Origin of the sequence: Streptomyces sp. ATCC 21386 (assembly GCF_018728545.1) — a bacterium.
Lineage (GTDB): Bacteria > Actinomycetota > Actinomycetes > Streptomycetales > Streptomycetaceae > Streptomyces.
On sequence record NZ_JAAVVL010000001.1, the window covers coordinates 7,723,689 to 7,745,881 of the forward strand.

Consider the following 22,193-nt stretch of genomic DNA (forward strand, 5'->3'; position numbering starts at 1 on the left):
ATGTGGTGGGGAGTGGCCGCGGCCCTGTTGGCGAACGCGCTGTACAGCACGGGATTCGTCCTGGAGAAACGGGCCCTCACCGCGATGCCCCAGGTGACGGTCCGCGAGCCGTTCAAACTGCTGCGTCTGGTCGTCGGCAGTCCGCTGTGGATCGCGGGCTCCCTGTCGCTGGCCGCCGGGTTCGCCGCCCAGCTCGTCGTCTACCGGACCCTGCCGATCGCCGCAGCCCAGGGCATCTTCGTCTCGGGCCTGGTGCTGCTGGTCCTGCTGTCGGCGCGGCTGCTCGGGGAGGAGACGAGCAGCCGGGAGCGGTACGCCCTCGGGGCCATCCTCGCCGCCCTGCTGATGGTGGTGCTGTCCCTGGACGAGGGCACCGACACGGTCAGCCGCGAGGCGCCGTACGCGCTGGTCCTCACGATCTGTCTGCCCGCGCTGGCGGCGGGCGTCGGGCTGTACCGGTCCGCCGAGCGGCGCGCCCGGCACCGGCACCGACTGCCGACCACGGGCGTCGAGTACGGCGTGGCCGTGGGCCTGCTGTACGGCGTCAGCTCGCTCGCGATCAAGGGCGTGTCGAGCTACCTGACGACCGGTGCTCTCGGCGAGGCGGTCGTCGGCCTGCTGCGCTCCCCGTACCCGTACCTCCTGCTGTTCACCGGCGCGTTCGGCCTGGTGCTGTCGCAGGCGGCGCTCCAGCGCTGCCGGGCCTCGCTGATCGTGCCGGTCTGTACGACGGTGACCTGTCTGTTCACGGCCGTGCTCGGCACGCTGTCGTTCGGCGAGTCGCTGCCCGACGATCCGCTGCGGCTGACGCTGCGGCTCTCGGGCACGGTCCTCGCGGTCGGTGTGCTGCTGAGCATGCCCAAGCACGACAGTCCCCCGCCGACGTCCCCATCCCCCGCACCTGCCAAGGAGTTGACCCCGCCTTGAACCCCGACGACCCGTTGCTCCAGATCCTGGCGTGCCCGCTGGACAAGGGGCCGCTGCATCTGGTGGTCCACGAGGAGGAGCGCCCCGGCGGCTCCGGTGCCGAGGCCGATGCCGATGCCGGCTCCGACGCCTCCCGGGCCCCGGAGTCGCTCTACAACCCCCGGCTGCACCGCCGTTACCCGATCGTCGATGGCATTCCGCAACTGCTGCCGTCGTCGGGCGAGCAGGTGACGGAGGACGAACACGAGGCATTGCTCCGAAAGCTGGACTCATGACCACACTGGCCGCGCGGCTCGCGCCGCTCCTCCCGGACCCGTTGGTCGCCGCGACCGCCCGGCTCGTCTACCCGCGCTTCGAGCCGGAGCTGGCCCGGCTCGACGAGCTGTGCCCGCCGGGGTGCGGCACGGCCGTGGACGTGGGCGGCTGGTACGGCCCCTGGACGCGCCGGCTGGCGGCACGCGCCGGGCGGGTGGTGACCGTGGAGCCGGTGCCCCGGCTGGCCCGGCTGCTCGTCTCGTCGGCCCCCGCCAACGTCCGTGTCGTCCAGGCCGCCGCCTCGGACCGGCCGGGCACGGCCCGGCTCTGGCTGCCGCCGGGCGACGACGGGGAGCGCGGCGTGTCCTCGCTGGTCCGCCGGGACATCCACGGCCGTGCCCTGGACGTCCGCTGTGTGACCCTCGACGATCTCGGTCTGACCGACGTCGGCTTCGTCAAGATCGACGTCGACGGAAACGAACTGGCCGTCCTGCGCGGCGCGACCGGCCTCCTCGTCCGCGACCGCCCGGCGCTCTTCGTCGAGCTGGAGTGCCGTATCCAGCCGATCACCCCGGTCGTCGACCTGCTCGCGGGCCTCGGCTACGCCGGCTGGGTCCTGCCCGCGAAGACGTGGCGTCGGCTGGACCCGGCCACCCTGGAGGCCCACCAGGCGCGTACGTCGCACCGGGCGTCCAGGGGGCTGCTGCGGCGGGTCCTGCCGTTCGCCGGGCGGTACGTCAACTCGGTGCTGTTCCTGCCGGACGGGCGCCGCCCGGGTGAGGCGCCCGTCGCGTCCGGCGCCGTACGCGACCATGGGGCGCATGTCCTCCGCGAAGCGCCCCGGGCCGGATAGGCCCTCCGGTCCATTCACCCCGCTCGACTTCCAGCTCGTGCTGCTGCGCCGGATGGCCGACCACAACCCGGGGCTCGTCGAGGACGCCCGGCGCGAGCTGGGCGTCTCGATCACCGAGATGCGTGAGGCGAACCGACGGTGGCAGGCCATGGTGCGCTCGCCCCGGGCCCGGGGGTCGGCGTCGCGGTACCGGTCGGTCCTGGGCGCGCCCGAGTCCGTGACCGTGCGCCGTATCGGGGACCTGGAGTGCGAGGCGTGGCTGTGGCCGGTGCCGCTGTGGGACGACCTCCGGTTCGAGGTGCTGCTGGCGCCGAACGGAGCGGTGTGGAACGAGTGGCTGGTGCGCGCGCCCGGGGCGGCCGGGCCCGAGCTGCGCGCTCTGGAGGATCTGGTGCCGTGGTCCTGCACGGTGGACGAGGTGGCACGGGCGTTCGCGCCGGCCAGGCCGCTGGAGGGGACGGCGCCCACGCGGTGGGGGCTGCGCTTCGTCGCGCCGGGCGGGGACGGGGCGCGGCGGGAGTGTGTCGCGGAGTTCACGTGGGGGTTGTTGCAGAGGGTGGCCTGAGCGGAAACACCCGGTCACCCCCGGTCGGGTGGCGCACACTCTCGATCGGACTTCTCTCCGAACCGCCCTGAAATCCTCCCAAGCAGAAGATTGGCGATCATCCGGACGTCTCAGGCGCCGGTGGGCCTACTGTCCGTGCAGAGTTCTGATCCTCACGGGAAGGCGCCCCCATGACGACCCAGCACCCCGCGGAGCGAACCGTGCCCGTCGAGCGGCTGCGGCTGGGGGATCACGCGTGCATGGGGCCGAGGGACCTGGAGGGGGCCGACGAGTCACCGTGGAAGGTCTTCACCGCGTACACCCGGACGAGTCTGGCGCGCGGCGAGAAGGTCCTGCTGGTCATGGACCCGGACGATCTGAGCGACGACGAGGTGGTCGCGCTGCTGGACCGGGGCAGCGGGCAGGTGGCGGCGGCGCGGGACGCCGGGCAGCTGTCGCTCAGGCGCAACACCGAGATGTACGTGCCCGACGGCCGCTTCCAGGAGCGGCGCACGATCGACACGTACGCCGCCGAGGTCGACCGCGCCTGCGACGAGGGCTGGGCGGGGCTGCGGGTCACCGCCGACATGAGCTGGGCGCCCCGGGTCAACCTCGGCCACGACCGGCTGCTCGACTACGAGGCCTCGGTGGCACCGCTCTTCGCGGACCCGCTGTTCACGGCGATCTGCTGGTACGACCGCCAGCGCTTCGACGACGAGCTGACCTCCCGCGTCGGCAAGGTCCATCCGCTGCGGGTCTTGGAACGCCTGGACTCCCTGGACGTCACCGGCACACCGGACGGCGGCCGGATGGCCGGCACCGCCGAGCTGAGCACCCGCAGCGAGTTCGTCGAGGCGCTGCGCGAGGCACTGGAACACCGTGACGACTCGGGACCCGGTCATTTCGTCCTCGACCTCCGCGACCTGTGCTTCATGGAGGCCCACTGCGCCTGGCAGCTGATCAGCCTCGCCGCCTCGCTCCCGGCCGGCAGCGAGGTCACCGTGCGCTGCGGGGAACTGCTGGGGCTGGTGCTGGAGCAACTGGGCGCCGACGAGGTGCCCCAGCTCGTGGTCCGGGTGGAGGGCGAAGGAGACGAGGGGGACGCCGGGTGAGCGAGGGCCTGCGGCTGCGGATGGAGTTCCGTGGTCCCGAACTCCCCCTGGTGCGCGCCCTGCTGGAGGAGGCGTCCCTGCGCGCCCGTCTCCCGGCCTCCGCCAGGGGTGCCTTCCTGCAGGCCGCGGTGGAGATCGCCACGGACGCCGCCACCCGGGGCGCCGACCCGCAAGTCGTCGAACTCCGCGTAGAAGAGGGCGAGTTGCTCTGCGAGGTGGGGTACGGCGGTGCTGTCCCCCCGCCGGACCGGGCCGAGGGGCACGGCGCGGAGCTCGCGGAGTCGCTGATCGCCGGTATCGGCGCTCCCGCCCGGATCGACGTCCGCGACACGCCTCACGGCACCACGGTCACCCTGTCCGCCCCGCTCCCCGCCCCGCTGTCGGCTCCGTCGCCCGGCCCGGTGCCGGCTCTGTCGCCCGGCCCCGTGCGTACGCCGCCGGCTACAGCCCCGCCCGCGCGCTGAACCAGGCCGCCACCTGACTGCGGTTGTGGAACCCCAGCTTCACCAGGATGCGTTCGACATGGCCCTCGGCGGTACGGCGGGCGATGACGAGGTGATCGGCGATCTGCTTGTTGGTGCGGCCCTGGGCGACGAGGGCCGCGACCTGCAGTTCACGGCGGGTCAGCGGGACCGGGTCGACCACGGGCGCGGTGACGGGGGCCGGGGCCTTCGTCGACGCCAGGGCGCGGGCCGGACCCCCGGCCGCGAGGGCGTCCTCCCGGGGGCCCGGGGAGAAGTTCCGCACGTTCCGGCGTACGGCGGAGGCCTCCCCCGCACGCGAGCCGGGGCCCGAGGCGTCCCGCCCGTCGTCCACGCTCGGCCCGAAGGCCGCGCCGTCACGCCGTCCGCCGGTGCGGGAGGCCGGCCCGGCGCCGTCCCGTCGTCCGCCCGTCCGCGCGGCGGCCGTGCCCTCCCCCGGCTCGCCCAGGGCGTAGGCCACCGCCTGCTCGGGTGTGAGCCGGCCGCCCCGGCGGTGGGCCAGGGCGTAGGCGTGGTCGCCGAGGACGCGGCGGGCGTGGTGTTCGGCGGCGCGGGCGCGGCCGGGCTGGAGGGCCTCCATGGGGTTGCCGCCGATGTCGTGCCAGATCCGGTCGACGGCACCGCGCAGCACACCGGCCCGCTCGGCGTCACCCGCCAGCGCCTCGGCGGCGGCGAGCAGATCGAGGGTGCGGGCGAGACTCTGGTGCTGGCTGACGGTGTACGGCAGCCGCAGACAGGCGCGGGCGTGCTCGGCGGCCCGGTCGTACTGCCCGGCCGACCAGTGCGCGAGGGCGAGGGTGCGCAGCGCCCAGGAGCGGGCCCACTGTTCCCCGTGGGCCTCGCAGAGGGCGACGGCCTCGGCGCACAGCGGGATCGCCTCGTCGGCGCGGCCCCGGCTGACGAGGGTGCAGGCCAGTTCGACGCGGGTGAGGACGACGAAGGCGGTGGAGGCGCGCGCCCGGCCCGGGGCGAGGGCACCGGCCGGCACGGGCGGGGGCGCCGGCACCGGGAGTTCCTCGTCGGCCTCGGCCGCGGTCCGCACCGGGTCGAGGCCGGCCAGGACGGCGGCGGAGCGGCTGTGCACCAAGGAGGTCAGGGCGCCCGCCCACATGGCGCGGGTCAGGGCCACATCGGGCCGGGCACCGGCGCGCAGGGCCCCGTCCATCCAGTGCCGTCCCTCGCCCCAGATGCCGCCCGCGACCCAGTGGAACCACAGCCGGGCGGCGAGCCGCAGCCCGGCTTGCGCCTCGCCGGGGGTGGTGAGGCAGAAGTCCAGGGCGGCCCGGAAGTTGTCCTGGTCGATCCGGATGCGTTCGGTGATCTCCGTCTGGTCGGGGCCGAACCACGCCTGCTCGTACTCGGCCCCCAGGCGCGCGAAGTGGTCCCGGTGCCGTCGCCGGGTCTCGGTCGCCTCGCCCAGGGCGTGCAGTTTCTCCAGCCCGTAGTCGCGCAGCGACACCAGCAGCCGGTAGCGGACCTGACCGGCGTGCTCCTCGCGGACGAGGACCGACTTGTCGACGAGTCCGGCGACGGCGTCCAGCACCGCGCCCGGGGCGATCCGCTCCCCGCTCCTGCCGTCCTCCCCGGTCCCGGCGTCCTCGCCGGCGCAGACGGCCTCGGCGGCCGCCAGGTCGAAGCCGCCGACGAACACCGACAGCCACGCCCACACCAACTGCTCCTGCGGGGTGCACAGTTCGTGGCTCCAGTCGACGGCGGAGCGCAGGGTGCGATGGCGGGGCGCGGAGGTCGGGCTGCCACAGGTCAGGAGCTGGTAGCGGTCGTCGAGGCGTTCGACGAGCTGGTCCACGCCGAGGGCGCGCACCCGGACCGCCGCCAGTTCGATGGCGAGCGGCAACCCGTCGAGGCGGCGGCAGAGCCGGGCCACGGCCTGCTGGTTCGCCTCGCCGACAGTGAAGCCGGGGACCACGGCCGCCGCCCGGTCGGCGAACAGCCGCAGCGCGGGGAAGGACTCCACCGCCGACGAACTCGTGGGCGGGCTCAGCTCCTCCGGCGCGGGCGCGGGCAGCGGCGGCACCTCGAACAGCTGCTCCCCGGCCAGCCCCAGCCGATGCCTGCTGGTGGCGAGGATCCGTACGCCCTCCGTGGCCGCCAGCACCGTCCCCGCGAGGACCGCGCAACTACGCAACAGATGTTCGCAGTTGTCCAGGACGATGAGTAAGCGCCGCTCGCGCAGATGGTCGACGAGGATTTCCAGCGGGGGCCGCACGGTCTCGTTGCGGACGCCGAGCGCGTCGCCCACGGCGTGCGGGACGAACGCCTCGTCGCTCAGCGCGGCCAGTGGCACGAGCCACACGCCGTCCGGGAAGGCCCGTGCGACCTGTCCCGCCACATGCCCGGCGAGCCGGGTCTTGCCCACCCCGCCGGGTCCCGTCAGCGTCAGCAGTCTGCCTGCCGACAACAGCCGCCTGACATCGGCCGCCTCGTCCCGTCGCCCCACGAAGCTCGTCAGCTCCGCCGGGAAACCGGAAGTGCGCCGCGACTCCGATCCGCCCACGATGCTGGTCACGCCCTCAGTTGTGGTTCCCGTACGCGCTGTTGTAACCCCGAAGGGTAGGCAGCGGGCACGGGCGGGACGCCCGCTTCGTGGATTTCCCGCCTCTTCGGGTGAGGCGGCTCACGCGTGCGCGGGACGCGGGTCAGGCGGTCGCGGCGGCCAGGATCGCGTCCACGGCCCGGGGCAGCGAGTCCGGGTGCAGCCACAGGAAGAGGTTGGGCTCGACGAGCTCCAGCTCCATCACACACGGCTGCCCGTCGGCCCCGGTGACCAGGTCGACCCGCGCGTACAGCAGCTCGGGCCGGTCCGGTACGGCGGCCAACGCCCGCTCGGCCACGGCGAGTTCGGACTCTGTCGGGGTCCAGGGCACCAGGTCGGGGTGGGCGGTCTTCTCGGCGTCGTACGCCGTGTCGGGCGCGAGCACCGCGCCCTTGCGGCTGGCGTGCAGCAGTCGGCCGCCGAAGAACTGCAGGGCCCGCTCGCCCTCGGTGTCGATGCTGGTCACGAACGGCTGCACCATCGCGGTGAGCCCCTCGCCGTGCATCCGCTCGACATGTGCCGCCGCGGTCTCCCGCTGGTCGGGGGTGTAGCGGGCGGCGTACCGGGCGCCCGCGCCGGAGGTGGGCTTCACGACGTACGGGTGCGCCTCGGGCAGCCGCAGGGGGTCACCGGGTGCGAGATAGTCCGTCGGCACGACCGGCACCCCGGCCCGCGCGAGATCGCCGATGTACCGCTTGTCGGTGTTCCAGCGCACGACCTCGGCCGGGTTGGCGAGCCGGGTGGCCTCGCCGGTCTTCCCCGCCCAGGCCACGAACTCGGCCGCGCGCCAGCTGTAGTCCCAGGTGGACCGGATGACGACCAGGTCGTGTGCGGCCCAGTCGACCGCCGGATCGTCCCAGTGCACGGCCCCCGCGCCGGCCCCGGCCGCCCGCAGCGCCTCCACCAGCACCGGCAGATCCCGGTCGTGGTTGATCCCGGGCCCGGGATCGTAGGTGGCGAGGGCGATACGGGGAGCGGCTGTGCGGGCCACGGGAACTCCGATCTCGTACGTCTGGCTGCGCCCCGACGAGGGGCCCGGAAGGCGGATGTCCGCCGAGGCTAACAACCTCGGACACCATGCGGGGAAGGGGTTTCCGCGGGGCTCCGGGAACACGACCGGAGGATCTCCCGATCGAGGCGTGCACGGGGCCGCGGCAGCGCGGCGCCGTGCGTCGGCTCACCGTGTCGCGAGGGCCGGCCCTGCGTCCGCTCACCGTGGCGCGGCGCGGGTCACGGCACCGCCGGTCCCGTGATGAGGCGGCCGTCGCGGTCGTAGGGCCAGACGTTGGGGACGCAGCCCTTCATGCCCTTGATCTGCTGCATCATCGCCGGAGCGGGCTTGCCCTTGCCGGGGCACGTGACGTGGCCGTGGTCGAGGAAGTGGCCGACCTCGTGGTTGATGATCAGGGCTCGGTAGGCCTTGACGTCGTCGGCGTAGACGGGAGTCGCCAGCTCCCAGCGCTCCAGGTTGACCATGACGTCGTCACCGGCCCGGCAGTTGTACTCGCCCCGGGTGTTCAGCCCGGCCCGGCCGCAGACGTCGTCGACGGTACCCGGGGTCGCGACCTTGACGACGAAGTCGGCGGGACCGTCGGAGACCCGTCGGAAAGCCGACTTTCCGTCGGCGGTCCAGCCGCGCGGGTCGGCGAGGACGGCCTCCACCTCCTCGGCGACGGCGGCGGCCGACAGCGACAGCCCCTTCTCGACGTCGACCCGGTAGCGCAGCGGCGTCCCCTTCCCCACCTTGTCGCTGCCCCCGGACGCCGTGGTGAACGTGCCGGGCCCGGTTGCGGGGATGGTGATCGGCCCCGAACCGCTCGGGGAGGGCGACCCGGACGCGCTCGGTGAGGAATTCGACGGGGAACTGCGCGAGGAGCTCGGGGACGAGCTGGGTGAGGAACTGGGCGAGGAACGGCTTCCGGAAGGAGGGCCGTCCGCCTGGGCGCTCGGCCCGGACGAGCGCCCAGGCCGCTCGGCCGAGGACTCGGCGGACGCGTTGCTGCCGCGCTCGCCCGCCGACTCGCCCGTCCCGCCGTTCATCCACCCCACCGCGGCGAACCCGGCGACACCGACGACCGCCACCGCCCCGAGGCCGCTCCACAGAGGCGCCCTCGCGCGCGACGCGGGAGCCTTCCGCCGGCGGCTACGGGTTCGACTGCGGCTGCGAGAACGTGGTGCCTTGTGCGCGCTCATATTCCCTCAGAGTGTGATCAGCATGTGATCGGATGTGGCCGACTCGATCACGAAAAGATAACGGATGATCGACTGAACTCCGTACGACCGCTTGACCTTCACCTTCGGTGAAGCCCCAGCATCGATCGCGGAACGAGGACCGCCGGGACCGACCGGACCGACAGACCCGACGGACCCGACGGACCCGACGGACCCGACAGGAAGCCAGGGGGAACCATGCGGATGCTGACGATCGGGGCCTTCGCCAAGGCGTGCCGGCTGTCACCGAAGGCACTGCGGCTCTACGACGAGCTGGAGTTGCTGCGGCCCGCCCGGGTCGACCCCGACACCGGCTACCGCTACTACGCCGCCGAGCAGTTGGAGCAGGCCCGGCTGGTGGCCTGGCTCCGCCGGCTCGGGATGCCGCTGGCCCGCATCCGTACGGTGTGCGCGCTGGAGCCGGGCGCCGCGGCCCGGGAGATCCGGGCGTACTGGGCCGGGGTCGAGGCCGAGACGGCGACCCGACGCGACCTGGCGGCCTTCCTCGTGGACCACCTCACCCACACGTCCGAGGAGGACACCGCGATGCTCGAACTCCGTTACGCCGCCCTTTCCGACACCGGCCTCGTCCGCGCCGCCAACCAGGACACCGCCTACGCCGGCGCCCGCGTCCTCGCCGTCGCCGACGGCTTCGGCCCCGCCGGGGCCCCCGCGAGCACGGCCGCCGTGGAGGCACTGAAGACCCTGGACCGCGAGACCCTCCCGGCGGGCAGCGTGCTGAACCTGCTGGAGGACGCGGTACGGGGCGCGAGCGACGCCGTACGGGACGTCGCGGGGACCGGGGACGACGGCACGACCCTGACGGCGATGCTCTGGACCGGCTCGCAGCTCGCCCTCGTCCACATCGGCGACTCACGCGCGTATCTGCTGCGCGACGGCGAACTGTTCCGGATCACCCATGACCACACGGTCGTCCAGTCGATGATCGACGAGGGCCGGCTCACCCCGGAGGAGGCCACCGCACACCCCCAACCCGCCCTGCTCCTCAAGGCGTTGACCAACGGTGAGGCCACCGCGACACCAGACCTGCGCCTCCATGACGCCCACCCCGGCGACCGCTACCTCCTCTGCTCCGACGGCCTCTGTTCGGTCGTCGCCGACCCGGCCATCCGGCACACCCTGTCCTCGGCCACCGACCCCGACACCGCCGTACGCGCCCTCGTCACCGAGGCGAACGAGGCGGGCGGCCCCGACAACGTGAGCTGCGTGGTGGCGGACGTGGTGGGCCGGCGGAGCGGGGAGCGGTAGGGGCCAGAGGGCCGGGAGGGCTCCGGTGGACGCCCCGGGGGGCTCAGGGACTCCTCAGGAAGGCGATTCGCCTGGGTCCCAGTCCAGCAGGCGGACCTTGGCGACCGTGCGGACATGGCGGCGCATCGCGGCGGCCGCCTGCTGGGGCTGCCGGGCGGCGATGGCGTCGAGGATCGCCTGGTGCTGGGCGAGGGAACGGTCGGGGCGGCCGGGCTGGCGCAGCGACTCGGTGCGGCTCTCGGCGATCTGGTCTGCGATGGAGCGCATGAACTCGGCGAGCAGGCTGCTGTGCGCGGCCGCCGTGACCGCCGCGTGGAAGAGCCGGTCGCCCTCGACGCCGTGCCCGTCCCGCTCGATCTCCCCGACCATGTGCGTGAGCGCGTCCCGCATGGCCGCCAGGTCGTCCTCCGTACGGCGCTCGGCGGCCAGTTCGGCGAGCTTCGTCTCCAAGGCCTCGCGGGCCTCCAGCACATCGGGCAGCCGCCGACGCCGTTCGACCATCCGCTCGACCGGCTCGACGTCCAGGCTGTCCCGGACGAGATACGTGCCGCCACCGTGCCGGGCCTCCACCAGCCCCTGGACCTCCAGCACCACGATGGCCTGCTTGACCGAGGCCCGGCTCACCCCGAGCCGCTGGGCCAGGTCCCGCTCGGGCGGCAGCCGGTCACCGGCCCGCAGCCCGCCCTCGACGACGTACTGGCGCAGCCGGTCGAGGACCTGCTCGTAGAGCCGCTGCTTGGCCATGGGGCGCAGGGCGTCGCTCACGATTCCCCCTCGTGCTGCTCACGGCGCGTCGTCTCGTCCGACGTCGACGTCCGGAGCGTAACACCGGGGGTGCCGGTGGACCGGTGGTCGAGTGGCTGAACCAATTTCCGCACACCCTCTTGACGCCAGCGCCGTACGCCCCCACGCTGACGACCCGTAAGTGGCTCATCCACTCGACCACTCAACCACTCGGCACTCAACCCTCGCCTCAGCGCCTCCCCTGCCGTTCCGGGACCCAACGACGGGAGCCCGTATGTCCCCCGAACTGATCTCGATCCTCGTCCTCGCCGTGGTGTTCGTCATCGCCACGACCCGTTCCGTGAACATGGGCGCGCTCGCCTTCGCCGCCGCCTTCGGGGTGGGCGAACTCGTCGCCGACCTCGACGCGGACGGCATCTTCGCCGGCTTCCCCGGTGACCTGTTCGTCGTCCTCGTCGGCGTCACCTATCTCTTCGCGATCGCCCGCGCCAACGGCACGACCGACTGGCTGGTGCATGCCGCGATACGCCTGGTGCGGGGGCGGGTGGTGCTGATCCCCTGGGTGATGTTCTTCCTCACGGGCGCGCTCACGGCGATCGGTGCGGTGAGTCCGGCGGCGGTCGCGATCGTCGCCCCCATCGCCCTCAGCTTCGCCTCGCGCTACGGCATCAGTCCCCTGCTGATGGGCGCGATGGTGGTCCACGGCGCGCAGGGCGGCGGCTTCTCCCCCATCAGCATCTACGGCACGATCGTCAACGGCATCGTCGAACGCGAGAACCTCCCCGGCAACGAACTGGCCCTGTTCCTGACGTCCCTGATCGCCAACCTCGTGATCGCGGCCGTGGTATTCGTACTGTTCGGGGGCTTGAAGCTGAGGCCCGGCCCAGCTGCGGGCAGTCGTACCGCTGGGCCGGCACCGGTGGGCGCAGCCGCACCTCGCACCGACGAGCAGCGAACCCACTCCCCGGCCGACCCCACCCCCGGGCACCCGAAAGCCACCGACGCCGACACATCCACCGGCACCGGCACCACCCTCGCCGACACCGACACCGACACCGACGCCGACACCGCCCCCACGCTCACCCCCGCCCGCACGGCCACCCTCGCCTCCCTCGCCGCCCTGGTCATCGCGGTCCTCGCCCTCGACCTGGACGCCGGTCTCACCGCCGTCACCCTCGCCGCCCTCCTCAGCGCCCTCTGGCCGGACGACAGCCGCAAGGCCGTGACCCAGATCGCCTGGTCCACGGTCCTCCTCATCTGCGGCGTTCTGACCTACGTGGGCGTGCTCGACGAGATGGGCACCATCACCTGGGCCGGCGAGGGTGTCGGCGACATCGGCATCCCCCTCCTCGCCGCCGTACTCCTCTGCTACATCGGTGCCGTGATCTCGGCCTTCGCCTCCTCCGTCGGCATCATGGGCGCCCTGATCCCCCTGGCCGTACCGTTCCTGGCCCAGGGCGAGATCGGCGCGGTCGGCATGGTCGCGGCGCTCGCCGTCTCCGCGACGGTCGTGGACGTCAGCCCCTTCTCCACCAACGGCGCCCTGGTCCTGGCCGCCGCACCGGACGTCGACCGCGAGCGTTTCTTCCGACAGCTGATGATCTACGGAGGGATCGTGGTGGCCGTGGTACCCGCCGTGGTGTGGCTGGTGCTGGTGGTCCCGGGATTCGGGTAACCCCATCGGGAGCCCCGCCGATCGGGGCGCCCGAGGGCAGTGCGGTACCTCGAACGGCGAGGACCGAGGCGACGACCAAGGAGTGCAGAACGTGTCCTCTCTCTTCCCGGCCCTCACCGGCGAAGCCCGAACCCCCGGCCACCCCGCCCTGCGCTTCGGTGACCGCTCCCTGACGTACGCGGAACTCTCGGCGGTGACCGACGCGCTCGCCGCCCGAATCCGCGACGCGGGCCGCGTGGCCGTCTGGGCGACACCGACGCTGGAGACGGCGGTGGGCGTCGTGGCCGCGCTACGGGCCGGCGTCCCCGCCGTACCGCTCAACCCGAAGTCGGGCCAGAGCGAGCTGGGACACATCCTGAAGGACAGCGCCCCCACACTGATCCTCACCGCTCCCGACGTCGAACTCCCGTCCGCGCTGGCCGACTTGGAGCGTGTGGACGTCGACGTACGGGACCGCCCGACCTCGCGCCCGGCACTCTCGGACGAACCGGCTCCCACGGCCCCCGCCCTCATCGTCTACACCTCCGGAACGACCGGCCCGCCGAAGGGCGCCGTCATCCCCCGCCGCGCCGTCGCGACCACCCTGGACGCGCTGGCCGACGCCTGGCGGTGGACCGCCGACGACGTACTGGTCCACGCCCTGCCCCTCTTCCACGTGCACGGTCTGATCCTGGGCATCCTGGGCCCGCTGCGGCGCGGCGGCGCGGTCCGCCACCTCGGCAGGTTCGACACGGGTGCCGTCGCCCGGGAGCTGTCGTCGGGCGCGACGATGCTGTTCGGCGTCCCGACGATGTACCACCGCATCGCCGAGACCCTCCCCACCGACCCGGACCTGGCGAAGGCGCTCGGCCGCGCCCGCCTCCTCGTCTCCGGCTCGGCCGCGCTGCCGGTGCACGACCACGAGCGGATCGCGGCGGCGACCGGCCGCCGGGTCATCGAGCGGTACGGCATGACGGAGACGCTCATGAACACCAGCGTCCGCGCCGACGGCGAGCCCCGCGCCGGCACGGTCGGGGTCCCGCTGCCCGGCGTGGAGTTGAGGCTGGTCGAGGAGGACGGGACGCCCCTGACCGCGTACGACGGCGAGTCGGTCGGCGAGATCCAGGTGCGTGGTCCGAACCTCTTCACCGAGTACCTCAACCGGCCCGACGCCACCGCCGCCGCGTTCACCGCCGACGGCTGGTTCCGCACCGGCGACATGGCCGTCCGCGACCCCGACGGCTACGTCCGCATCGTCGGCCGGAAGGCCACCGACCTCATCAAGAGCGGCGGCTACAAGATCGGTGCGGGCGAGATCGAGAACGCGCTCCTGGAACACCCGGGCGTCCGGGAAGCGGCCGTCACCGGCGCACCGGACCCCGACCTCGGCGAACGCGTGGTCGCCTGGATCGTCCCGCAGGATCCCCAATCCCCGCCGCCAGCAGCAGAGTTGGCGTCCCACGTCGCCGCTCTCCTCTCCCCCCACAAGCGCCCCCGCACCGTTCACTACCTCGCCTCCCTCCCCCGCAACGACATGGGCAAGATCATGAAGCGCGCGCTGAAGACGGACGAAGCCGGATGACCGGCCGCCACTCGGCCCGCGAGGCCCTCGCCCTCCTGACCGACGACTTCGCCGAACTCCCCACACCCCAGCGGGAGTACGCCCCCGACGGGCCCCTGGCCTGGCCCGGTTACGACGCCTCCCACGCCCGCGCCGCCGAGCGCACCGGGGAGGAGGAGTCGGTGGTGTGGGGGCGAGCGACCGTCGGAACCGCCCAAGCGGTCCTGATCTCCTTCGAGTTCGGCTTCCTGGGCGGCTCCCTCGGCGAACGCACCGGCGACCGCCTGGAAGCCGCCCACGTATATGCCCGCGAGCACCGCCTCCCGGTCGTCTCCCTGATCGCGACCGGTGGCAGCCGTATGCAGGAGGGCATGCGCGCCCTCACCCAACTCCAGCGCGTGGCACGCCAGTCGGCGCTGACGGGCGAGGCCGGGCTGCCGCAGATCGCGGTCCTCCGCGACCCCACGACGGGCGGCGGCTGGGCCGCCCTCGGCGCCGCCGCCGACATCGTCCTGGCCCTCCCGGACGCCCAGGTGGGCTTCGCCGGCTCCCGCGTCCGCCCCCCGGACGCGGACCCGACGGCGTACACGGCGGAGTCGCAACTCGCGGCGGGCTCGATCGACGCGGTGGTCTCCCCGACCGACCTGCGCGACACACTGGCCCTCTGGCTGAGCCTCCTGACCACCCCGTCCACAGAACCGGCACCCCCACCCCACGCCCTCCCAACCCATGCCCTGCCACCCGACGCGGCCCTTCACGAAGGCCGCAGGCCCGCAAGGGGCGCGAGGAACTGCGCGCCCAGCCCTCACGAGCCGGCAGCCGCCGGGCAACCGAACCCCCCACCCCAACAGGCGCCCCTCCCCGCCCTCCCCACCACCGGCTGGGACGCCGTACAACGCGCCCGCTCCTCCCACCGCCCCCGAGCCGAGGCCTATCTGGACGCCTACTTCACCCGCCGAGCCCCCCTGCGAGGGGACCGCGCCGGCGGCACCGACCCCGGCATGCTCTGCGGCTTCGGTGAACACGGGGGCCGGACCGTCGCCTACGCGGCCCAGTGCGGCACCCCGACCCGCCCGGCGGGCTACCGCACCGCCGCCCGCCTCGTCCGCCTCGCCGACCGCCTCGGCATCCCCGTCCTGACCCTGATCGACACCCCCGGCGCCGCGAACGACGCCGACGCCGAACGCCAGGGCGCGGGCCCCGCCATCGCCGCCCTCTTCACCACCGTCGCCACCGCCCGCACCCCCGTCACCACCCTCCTCATCGGCGAGGGCGGCTCGGGCGGCGCCCTCGCTCTCGCCGCCCCCGCCCACACCTGGGCCACCCCCGACTCCTACTTCTCGGTGATCGCCCCGGAACTGGCGGCCGCGATCCTCAAACGCCCGGGGGACCAGGTGCGGGCGACGGCCGACGAACTCCGCCTACGACCGCAGGACCTGGTCGAGCTGGGCGTCGTACGCGGAATCGTCACCCCCGCGACGACCCCCACGACGACCCTCGCGACAACACCCCCACCCGACTGAAGCGAAGAGGCGCGGCCGTCCCGCCCCACCGAACCACCCGTCCAGCCGCACCCCCACCCGGCCCACCCCAACAGGCACCCCACCCCCGCCCCCCGCACGATGCAAAGGGAACCCGGAACCGCCGACCGGCGGCGGTCCGTACGGTCCGTGCTCTCGGGAGGATCCGCAATGACCGCGATGACCGCCAGTCTGGAGCAGCTGCGCCGCTGCCACTTCGGCGTCGACCTCGGGGCCGCGCGGACCCGGGTGTATGTGAAGGGGGCGGGCCTGGTCGTGGACCAGCCGAGCGTCGCCGCCGTGAACACCCGGACGGGCGCGCTGATCGCGGTCGGGGAGTTCGCGGAGAAGATGACGGGCCGCACGCCCGACTACATCCGCGTCGTCCGGCCCGTCTCCGGCGGTACGGTCGTCGACATCGAGATGGCCCAGCGGATGCTGCGTCAGCTGCTGGGCGACCGGGTGCGCCGCACCCTGCGCCGCAAGCCCGTGCTGCGCGCCGCCGCCTGCACCCCGCACGGCGCGGACCCGCTCGCCCAACGCGCCACGATCGAGACCCTGGTGGGCCTCGGCGCCCGCCGGGTGGAACTCGTGGACACCCTCATCGCGGCGGCGGTCGGCTGCGGCCTGCCGGTGGAGCAGCCCGAGGCCACCATGATCATGGTGTGTGGCGCGGGTGCCACCGAACTCGCCGTCCTCTCCCTCGGCTCGGTCGTCAGCGCGGTGCGCATCCCCGTCGGCGGCGAGACCATCGACCACGCGATCGTGCAGCACCTGCGCCTGCGCCACGAACTGACGCTGCCGAGCCAGTCCGTACGGCCGCTCCAGCTGGCCCTCTCCGGCAACGGCCTCACCCCGCACGGGCCCACCTCCACCGAGATCCACGGCCTGGACGTGGCGACGGGGCTGGCCCGTTCCGTCCAGGTGGACACCGCGGCCGTACGGGACGCCATCCAGACCCCCCTCACCGCCGTGGTCGACGGCATCGGCAAGGTGCTCCGCGACTGCCCGCCCGACCTGGTGGCCGACCTCGCCGACCGGGGCATCATGATGGTCGGCGGCAGCGCCCTGCTCCCCGGTTTCGACCAGATGCTGCGCCACGCCACCGGCATGCCGGTCCACATCGCCGAACGCCCCGACGTCTGCGCCGCGCTCGGTGTCGGCGCGATGCTCGACGGCCGGATCGAACCCATCAGCCTGGACCCGGTGGGAGACTGACCGACGCGCCCCGGCCGCCGCGCCCGCACCCCACCCCACCACACCACACCGCGCCGGACCGCACCGCACCGGACCGCACCGGCACCGGCACCGGCACCGGCACCGGCCCACTCCGGAGGCCGCCCCACCCGGCCCTCGCTCCTCCTCCTACGAACAGTTCTCCGAACATGCCCACGAGCGGCAGCACCCGGGGCACACGAGGGCGGTCGGCACCACGTCGGTCACCCGATCGTCGCCCCCGTGAGCCCGTGACGCCCCACCGAACGCCCGTACGTGTCGTTCTCGCCGAAGTCCCCCGACGCTAGGGTTACTTGGAGGAACACGGTCAGGGAGGTGAGCGTGCGGATGCCAGGGCCCGTGACCCGGATCGGTATCACCGGACACCGGGAGATCCCGGAGGCCGCCCTGTCCGCCGTCCGCTCGGGCATCCGGGCGGAGTTACGCGGCCGCCCCTCCACCACCCGGGCCCTCAGCAGTCTCGCCGCCGGCGCCGATCAGCTCTTCGCGGAGATCGCCCTGGAGAGCGGACTCCAGCTCACGGCGGTGATCCCCGGCATGGACTACGAGACCCACCTCGGCGACGACCAGGTCCGCGGCGCCTACCGCCGCCTCCTCAAATGCTGCACCGAACGCGAGCAACTGCCGTACGAACGCACCCACGAGGAGGCGTACTACGCGGCCGGGCGCTACATCGTCGACCACACCGACCGCATGATCGCCGTCTGGGACGGCGCCCCGGCCCGCGGCCTGGGCGGCACGGCCGACATCGTCGACTACGCACACCACACGGGCGTCCCGGTGACGGTCCTGTGGAGTCCGGGCGTACGCCGCGCCTGACCCCCGCCCCGTCAGGACCCGAACCGCACCAGCCAGTCCGTGTGCTGCGGCGACACCAGCCGCTCCGCCTCCGCGACCGCGTCGGCCCACCCGTCCTCCGTGACGGTCGTGACCATGGTGACACGGTGCGTGTCGAGGTCCTGCTCCACCAGCTTGTGGGCGTACGTGAGCGGGCGGTGCCGTCGCATCTCCTGCCAGGCGACGCCGGCCGCGGCGGCGGCACTGAGGACACCGGTCGGGTCCCAGCGGCTGCCGATCACCCCGGTGGCCCGCGCGACGGCGGTGGCCAGGGCCAGCGCCGTCAGGGTGGTGGTGACGCCCGACCAGCGCACGGACGCTTGGTGCGCCTCCCCGGCCTTGCCGCGATACCAGGCCAGTTGTTGCAGGACCCGGTCACGGAGATAGATGTCACGCCGCGTGGCGAACGCCTTGGCGCGCACCGCACGCATCATCGGCGTGATCTGCCCGAGTCCGAGTTCGGTGACGGTCTCGCGCGGGTCCTGCCACCCCACCTTGCGCAGCTCGCTGAGCCGTAGCTCCAGCCGTTCGGCGAACAGCGCCTCAGGGTTGACGAGCCGTGAGTGGAAGGGCCCGCCGTGCACCATGAACTGCCAGGCCAGCGACTTGACCACCTCGGCCGCCGCCCGATGGGCCTGCCACTGTGCCCGCGCCCGCCGACGGGACACGTACAGACCGATCCCGAACGTCAGGGCGTACAGCACGGCCGCGACGGCCGAGGGCACCCGGCTCCCGACCCGCTCGGCCAGCGAAGCGGTCGCGGTCGCGAGCAGCAGGACGACGAGTTGCCACCGGACGACCTTGAAGCTTTCACCCTGATGGGTCACCGCCTTCTCATCGCACACCTGGAACAACGGGGACAGATCACGATCACTCACCGTAGTACTGGGGCCGGGCGTCACAGCCATGCAGACCTCATACGGATACCGGGAAGCAGACGGAACGGTCATGCTCTCGTCAATTTTGAATTCGCGCCAGGCCGCCTGCCGGAGAACACGGCCGAGCACAGGCACCCTTTACCGTCGGAGGCGTGCGTGGTAAAGGGCGTGCATGATAGAACCATGCCCTACAGTGTCGTCCGAACCTCAATGACCAGGCCCTTGCCACGGGATCTCGTCGGCCAGGGGCTGATGACGCATTGGTCTCCTGAGGAGGACGAGAAATCCATGAACGTTCCGGGCACGAAGCCGATCCGCCGACCGGGCGCGACTCGACCGGCCACCAAGCGGACGGCCACACTCGCGACGATCGACACGCGTGAGCCCCGCGTCCAGCGGTTCACCGGTCGTGTGACCGAGGTTCGCGAGTCGCGCCCCGCAGGAGCGGGCGAGTTCAACTCGTCCATCTGACTCCCGAGCACGACATCCGAGACCCCAACCTTCTTGATCAACAAGGGCGTTGGGGTCTCGCGCCGCCTCCACGGGGACGCCTCGGCGCGTACACTTCCGGAAAGTGACGGACTTCCGCGGCCAGCGACCGATCCAGCAACTGGTCCTCAAGGTGCACAGCCGCTGCGACCTGGCATGCGACCACTGCTATGTGTACGAACACGCCGACCAGAGCTGGCGTGGGCGGCCGGTGGTGATCGCCGAGGAGACCCTCGGCCAAGTGGCTCGCCGCCTCGCCGAATACGCGGTCGAGAGCGAACTGGAATCCGTCGCCGTGATTCTGCACGGTGGAGAACCGCTCCTCGCCGGACCTGCCCGGCTACGGAACATGTGCGCGGAACTCACCCGCGTATTGGCGCCGGTCACGACATTGGACCTGCGCATTCATACGAATGGCGTACAGCTGAACAAGCGGCACCTGGAAGTGTTCCGGGAATTCGGTGTGAAGGTCGGAATTTCACTCGACGGTGATCGGGTGGCCAACGATCGGCATCGACTGGACCGCCGAGGTCGCAGCAGCTACGACCGGGTGTTGCGGGCGATCGGGCTCCTCCGCCTGCCGGAGTACCGGGACCTGTTCCAGGGCCTGCTGTGCACGGTGGACGTGGCCAACGACCCGGTCGCGGTGCACGACGCCCTGACCGCCCTGGAACCTCCCCGCGTCGACTACCTCCTCCCCCATTCGACGTGGGACAGCCCCCCTCCCGGACACGGCACGGGAACGCCCTACGCCGACTGGCTGCTGAAGGTCTTCGACCGCTGGGAGGAACAGGGGCGCCCCATGCCGGTCAGAACCTTCGACTCGGTGCTCAGCACCCTGCGCGGCGGCCCCAGCCTGACCGAGGCGCTGGGCCTCGCCCCGTCCGACCTGGCGGTGATCGAGACCGACGGCACCTTCGAGCAGGCCGACAGCCTCAAGACCGCCTACGAGGGCGCACCCGCCACCGGCTACGACGTCTTCCGGCACGGCTTCGCGGAGTTCGCCGAGCACCCCGGCGTCCGGGCCCGTCAGCTCGGCATCGCCGGCGTCAGCGAGACCTGCCGCCGCTGCCCGGTCGTCACGTCCTGCGGCGGCGGCCTCTACGCCCACCGGTACAGCGGCGAGCGAGGCTTCGACAACCCCTCCGTGTTCTGCTCCGACCTGCGGGGCCTGGTCGAGGGCATCGCCGAGCGGATCACCGAGCGCGCACTGCACCCGGCGGTCGCGGACACCGGCAGCCTCAAGCTGGCCCAACTGGAGCTCAACCGGACCCTGTTGGCCCGGCTGAACACCGAGCTGTCCGGTCACCCCGACTGGGCCGAGACCTGGGACCTGCTGGTCGAGCTGGACTCCGACGCCGCCACCGCGCCCCACCTCGACACCGTCCTCGCTCACCCGTATCTGCGTACCGTGCTGCTGCGCGCCCTGGAGGGGCACGCCGACCTCGCGCGGCTGGCGGCGACCGCCTCGGCGGCCGCCGTGCTCGCGGAGAGGGAAGCCACCCGCACCTGGTGGCAGCAGGACCGGGACCTGTACCTCCCGACCCTCGGGACCCTGCGCCTCTCGGCACCCGGACGGGTCGAGTGCGCGATCACGGCGGACGGCCTGAAAGTGACCGGAAGGGACCAGGACGGCGGCGAACTGCACGTCGAATGGCGCCCGTTGAAGTCGCTGAAGCCCACCGGCGGACCGACGCTCCTCATCGACGACGCCGACCCGTACCGCGACGGCTACCCGGCACCGGCCGCGGCCCCGCTGAACCCCAGCGACCTGGCGCTCTTCACCAAACGGCTGCGCGCCGCGTACGACGCGCCGGACGCACACGAACCGAGCCCGCGGCCCGGCCCGGACGTCTCCCTCTGCACCACCATCACCCCTCTCGCGGCCGGCACCGGCCTGCTGCCGGGAACGGACACACCGGGCGCGCTGGGGGTGGCCGTCGACTTCGAGCCCGAGGAACTGGCCCGCGAACTTCCCCTGCTGCTGCGACGGTCCAGGCTCGCCGCTCTGCGGCAGGTCGCGGACCTGAACGTGCCCGGCACCGGCGCCGGACGGCTCCTCGACGAGGCGAGCGATGCCATCGGCCGGGCCACCGTGTCGGCCGACCGGGCGGCCCGCACCGAGGAACTGCTCCGCGCCGGACACACCCTGGACCGGATCGGCGCCCTACCCGATGCCCAACTCACCGAGAGTGGAGTTCACTTGGCAGAGGAACTACGAAGAGAATGGGTGACGCTGCATGGCTGACGCCACTCGACCGCAGGGCCCGGCGGCCCGTCTCCACGACGACCTGGCCGAGTGGGGTGTCCGCCCCGGAGGCGTCCTGATGGTGCACTCCTCACTGAGCGGCACCGGCCTCGCCCCCGTCGCCGTACGCGACGCGCTGCTGAGCGCTCTGGGCCCCGACGGCACCCTCGTCGTCCCCGCCTTCACCCCGGAGAACTCCGACACCTCCCGCGAGTACCAGGCGTTCACGGAGGGCATGTCCGAGCGGGAGAAGGCCGAGTTCCGGGCGGGGATGCTGCCGTTCGAGAAGGACGCCACGCCCTGTCCGTCCATGGGCGCGCTCGCCGAGTGCGTGCGGAGCACACCGGGGGCCGTGCGCAGCGCCCACCCCCAGACCTCCTTCGCCGCCCTCGGTCCGCGCGCGGCGGAACTGCTCGCCGACCACGATCCACGCTGCCATCTCGGTGAGCGGTCCCCGATGGCGGCGCTCTACGCGGCCAACGCCCAGGTACTCCTGCTGCGCGTGGGGTTCGAGGTGTGCACCGCGTTCCACCTCGCCGAGTACCGGACGAGTCCGCCGCCGCCGACGCGGACGTACCGCTGCGTGCTGGAGGAGAAGGGCAACTGGTTCGCGTACGAGGATCTCGCCCTGTTCGACGGGGACTTCGGGGTGATCGGGGCACAGCTGCCGAGTGAGCTCATCAGCGTGCGGGAATGGGCGGGGAAGCCCGTCCTCCTCCTGGACATGCGGGCCGCTGTCGACACCGCAGCTCTGGTCATGTCCGGATATCGCTGACAAATGACGTGAAACAAGCCATGCGGTCACGGGGGTGGTCGGGC

Annotated in this window: 20 protein-coding genes; 15 read left to right on the plus strand and 5 right to left on the minus strand. The window is 72.8% G+C overall.

What is annotated here, in order from left to right; translation table 11 throughout:
* The first annotated feature begins 12 nt into the window (after window positions 1–12).
* The 6 genes from GWK25_RS33165 (at window position 13) to GWK25_RS33190 (ending at window position 4,155) form a co-directional block, all read left to right on the plus strand.
* Window positions 13–927 (plus strand): hypothetical protein, encoded by a 915-nt coding sequence (locus GWK25_RS33165; protein ID WP_215457779.1) that lies wholly within the window; start codon window positions 13–15, stop codon window positions 925–927.
* Entirely contained in the window at window positions 924–1,202 is a 279-nt protein-coding gene (locus GWK25_RS33170; RefSeq protein WP_215455246.1) for a Trm112 family protein, read from the plus strand. Before GWK25_RS33165 ends, GWK25_RS33170 begins: the two co-directional genes overlap by 4 nt.
* On the plus strand, window positions 1,199–2,035 hold the full coding sequence (locus GWK25_RS33175; protein ID WP_215455247.1) for an FkbM family methyltransferase: 837 nt from the start codon (window positions 1,199–1,201) through the stop codon (window positions 2,033–2,035). Before GWK25_RS33170 ends, GWK25_RS33175 begins: the two co-directional genes overlap by 4 nt.
* Complete coding sequence (locus tag GWK25_RS33180; RefSeq protein ID WP_215455248.1) at window positions 1,995–2,600, plus strand: hypothetical protein; 606 nt, start codon at window positions 1,995–1,997, stop codon at window positions 2,598–2,600. Before GWK25_RS33175 ends, GWK25_RS33180 begins: the two co-directional genes overlap by 41 nt.
* A gap of 170 nt (window positions 2,601–2,770) precedes the next feature.
* Window positions 2,771–3,691 (plus strand): MEDS domain-containing protein, encoded by a 921-nt coding sequence (locus GWK25_RS33185; protein ID WP_215455249.1) that lies wholly within the window; start codon window positions 2,771–2,773, stop codon window positions 3,689–3,691.
* Window positions 3,688–4,155 (plus strand): ATP-binding protein, encoded by a 468-nt coding sequence (locus tag GWK25_RS33190; RefSeq protein WP_215455250.1) that lies wholly within the window; start codon window positions 3,688–3,690, stop codon window positions 4,153–4,155. Before GWK25_RS33185 ends, GWK25_RS33190 begins: the two co-directional genes overlap by 4 nt.
* Here the strand turns inward: GWK25_RS33190 and GWK25_RS33195 are convergent.
* The 3 genes from GWK25_RS33195 to GWK25_RS33205 form a co-directional block, all read right to left on the minus strand.
* Window positions 4,133–6,700 carry a LuxR C-terminal-related transcriptional regulator gene (locus tag GWK25_RS33195; RefSeq protein ID WP_215455251.1) on the minus strand — a complete coding sequence of 856 codons (2,568 nt, stop codon included), beginning with the start codon at window positions 6,698–6,700 and terminating at the stop codon, window positions 4,133–4,135. The two genes, GWK25_RS33190 and GWK25_RS33195, sit on opposite strands and share 23 nt — an antisense overlap.
* Window positions 6,701–6,830: 130 nt before the next feature.
* Complete coding sequence (locus GWK25_RS33200) at window positions 6,831–7,718, minus strand: RimK family alpha-L-glutamate ligase (protein WP_215455252.1); 888 nt, start codon at window positions 7,716–7,718, stop codon at window positions 6,831–6,833.
* A 239-nt stretch (window positions 7,719–7,957) separates the two neighbouring features.
* Complete coding sequence (locus GWK25_RS33205; RefSeq protein WP_308404374.1) at window positions 7,958–8,809, minus strand: DUF3152 domain-containing protein; 852 nt, start codon at window positions 8,807–8,809, stop codon at window positions 7,958–7,960.
* Between the two features lie 327 nt (window positions 8,810–9,136).
* Between GWK25_RS33205 and GWK25_RS33210 the strand changes: the two genes are divergently transcribed.
* Entirely contained in the window at window positions 9,137–10,207 is a 1,071-nt protein-coding gene (locus GWK25_RS33210) for a MerR family transcriptional regulator (RefSeq protein ID WP_215455253.1), read from the plus strand.
* A gap of 54 nt (window positions 10,208–10,261) precedes the next feature.
* Here GWK25_RS33210 and GWK25_RS33215 read toward each other — a convergent pair whose 3' ends face one another.
* On the minus strand, window positions 10,262–10,972 hold the full coding sequence (locus GWK25_RS33215; protein ID WP_215455254.1) for a FadR/GntR family transcriptional regulator: 711 nt from the start codon (window positions 10,970–10,972) through the stop codon (window positions 10,262–10,264).
* A gap of 253 nt (window positions 10,973–11,225) precedes the next feature.
* On the opposite strand from GWK25_RS33215, the gene GWK25_RS33220 reads away from it, so the two are divergent.
* From GWK25_RS33220 to GWK25_RS33240, 5 genes are all read left to right on the plus strand, one after another.
* Entirely contained in the window at window positions 11,226–12,626 is a 1,401-nt protein-coding gene (locus tag GWK25_RS33220; protein WP_215455255.1) for an SLC13 family permease, read from the plus strand.
* Between the two features lie 91 nt (window positions 12,627–12,717).
* Window positions 12,718–14,187: an acyl-CoA synthetase gene (locus GWK25_RS33225; protein ID WP_215455256.1), complete on the plus strand. Its 1,470-nt coding sequence runs from the start codon at window positions 12,718–12,720 to the stop codon at window positions 14,185–14,187.
* Complete coding sequence (locus tag GWK25_RS33230; RefSeq protein WP_215455257.1) at window positions 14,184–15,689, plus strand: carboxyl transferase domain-containing protein; 1,506 nt, start codon at window positions 14,184–14,186, stop codon at window positions 15,687–15,689. The genes GWK25_RS33225 and GWK25_RS33230 overlap by 4 nt, the downstream gene beginning before the upstream one ends.
* Window positions 15,690–15,866: 177 nt before the next feature.
* Window positions 15,867–16,904 (plus strand): rod shape-determining protein, encoded by a 1,038-nt coding sequence (locus GWK25_RS33235; protein WP_215457781.1) that lies wholly within the window; start codon window positions 15,867–15,869, stop codon window positions 16,902–16,904.
* Between the two features lie 345 nt (window positions 16,905–17,249).
* Window positions 17,250–17,741 carry a hypothetical protein gene (locus GWK25_RS33240; protein WP_251829145.1) on the plus strand — a complete coding sequence of 164 codons (492 nt, stop codon included), beginning with the start codon at window positions 17,250–17,252 and terminating at the stop codon, window positions 17,739–17,741.
* 11 nt (window positions 17,742–17,752) lie between these two features.
* On the opposite strand, the gene GWK25_RS33245 is transcribed toward GWK25_RS33240, so the two are convergent.
* Window positions 17,753–18,667, minus strand: a complete 915-nt coding sequence (locus GWK25_RS33245) for a DUF4231 domain-containing protein (protein WP_215455258.1) — start codon at window positions 18,665–18,667, stop codon at window positions 17,753–17,755.
* Between the two features lie 258 nt (window positions 18,668–18,925).
* Between GWK25_RS33245 and GWK25_RS33250 the strand changes: the two genes are divergently transcribed.
* From GWK25_RS33250 to GWK25_RS33260, 3 genes are all read left to right on the plus strand, one after another.
* Complete coding sequence (locus tag GWK25_RS33250) at window positions 18,926–19,108, plus strand: hypothetical protein (protein WP_215455259.1); 183 nt, start codon at window positions 18,926–18,928, stop codon at window positions 19,106–19,108.
* A 103-nt stretch (window positions 19,109–19,211) separates the two neighbouring features.
* Window positions 19,212–21,374 (plus strand): radical SAM/SPASM protein FxsB, inactivated metallohydrolase extension form, encoded by a 2,163-nt coding sequence (gene fxsB, locus GWK25_RS33255; RefSeq protein WP_215455260.1) that lies wholly within the window; start codon window positions 19,212–19,214, stop codon window positions 21,372–21,374.
* Entirely contained in the window at window positions 21,367–22,149 is a 783-nt protein-coding gene (locus tag GWK25_RS33260) for an AAC(3) family N-acetyltransferase (RefSeq protein WP_215455261.1), read from the plus strand. The genes fxsB and GWK25_RS33260 overlap by 8 nt, the downstream gene beginning before the upstream one ends.
* Window positions 22,150–22,193 lie beyond the last annotated feature (44 nt).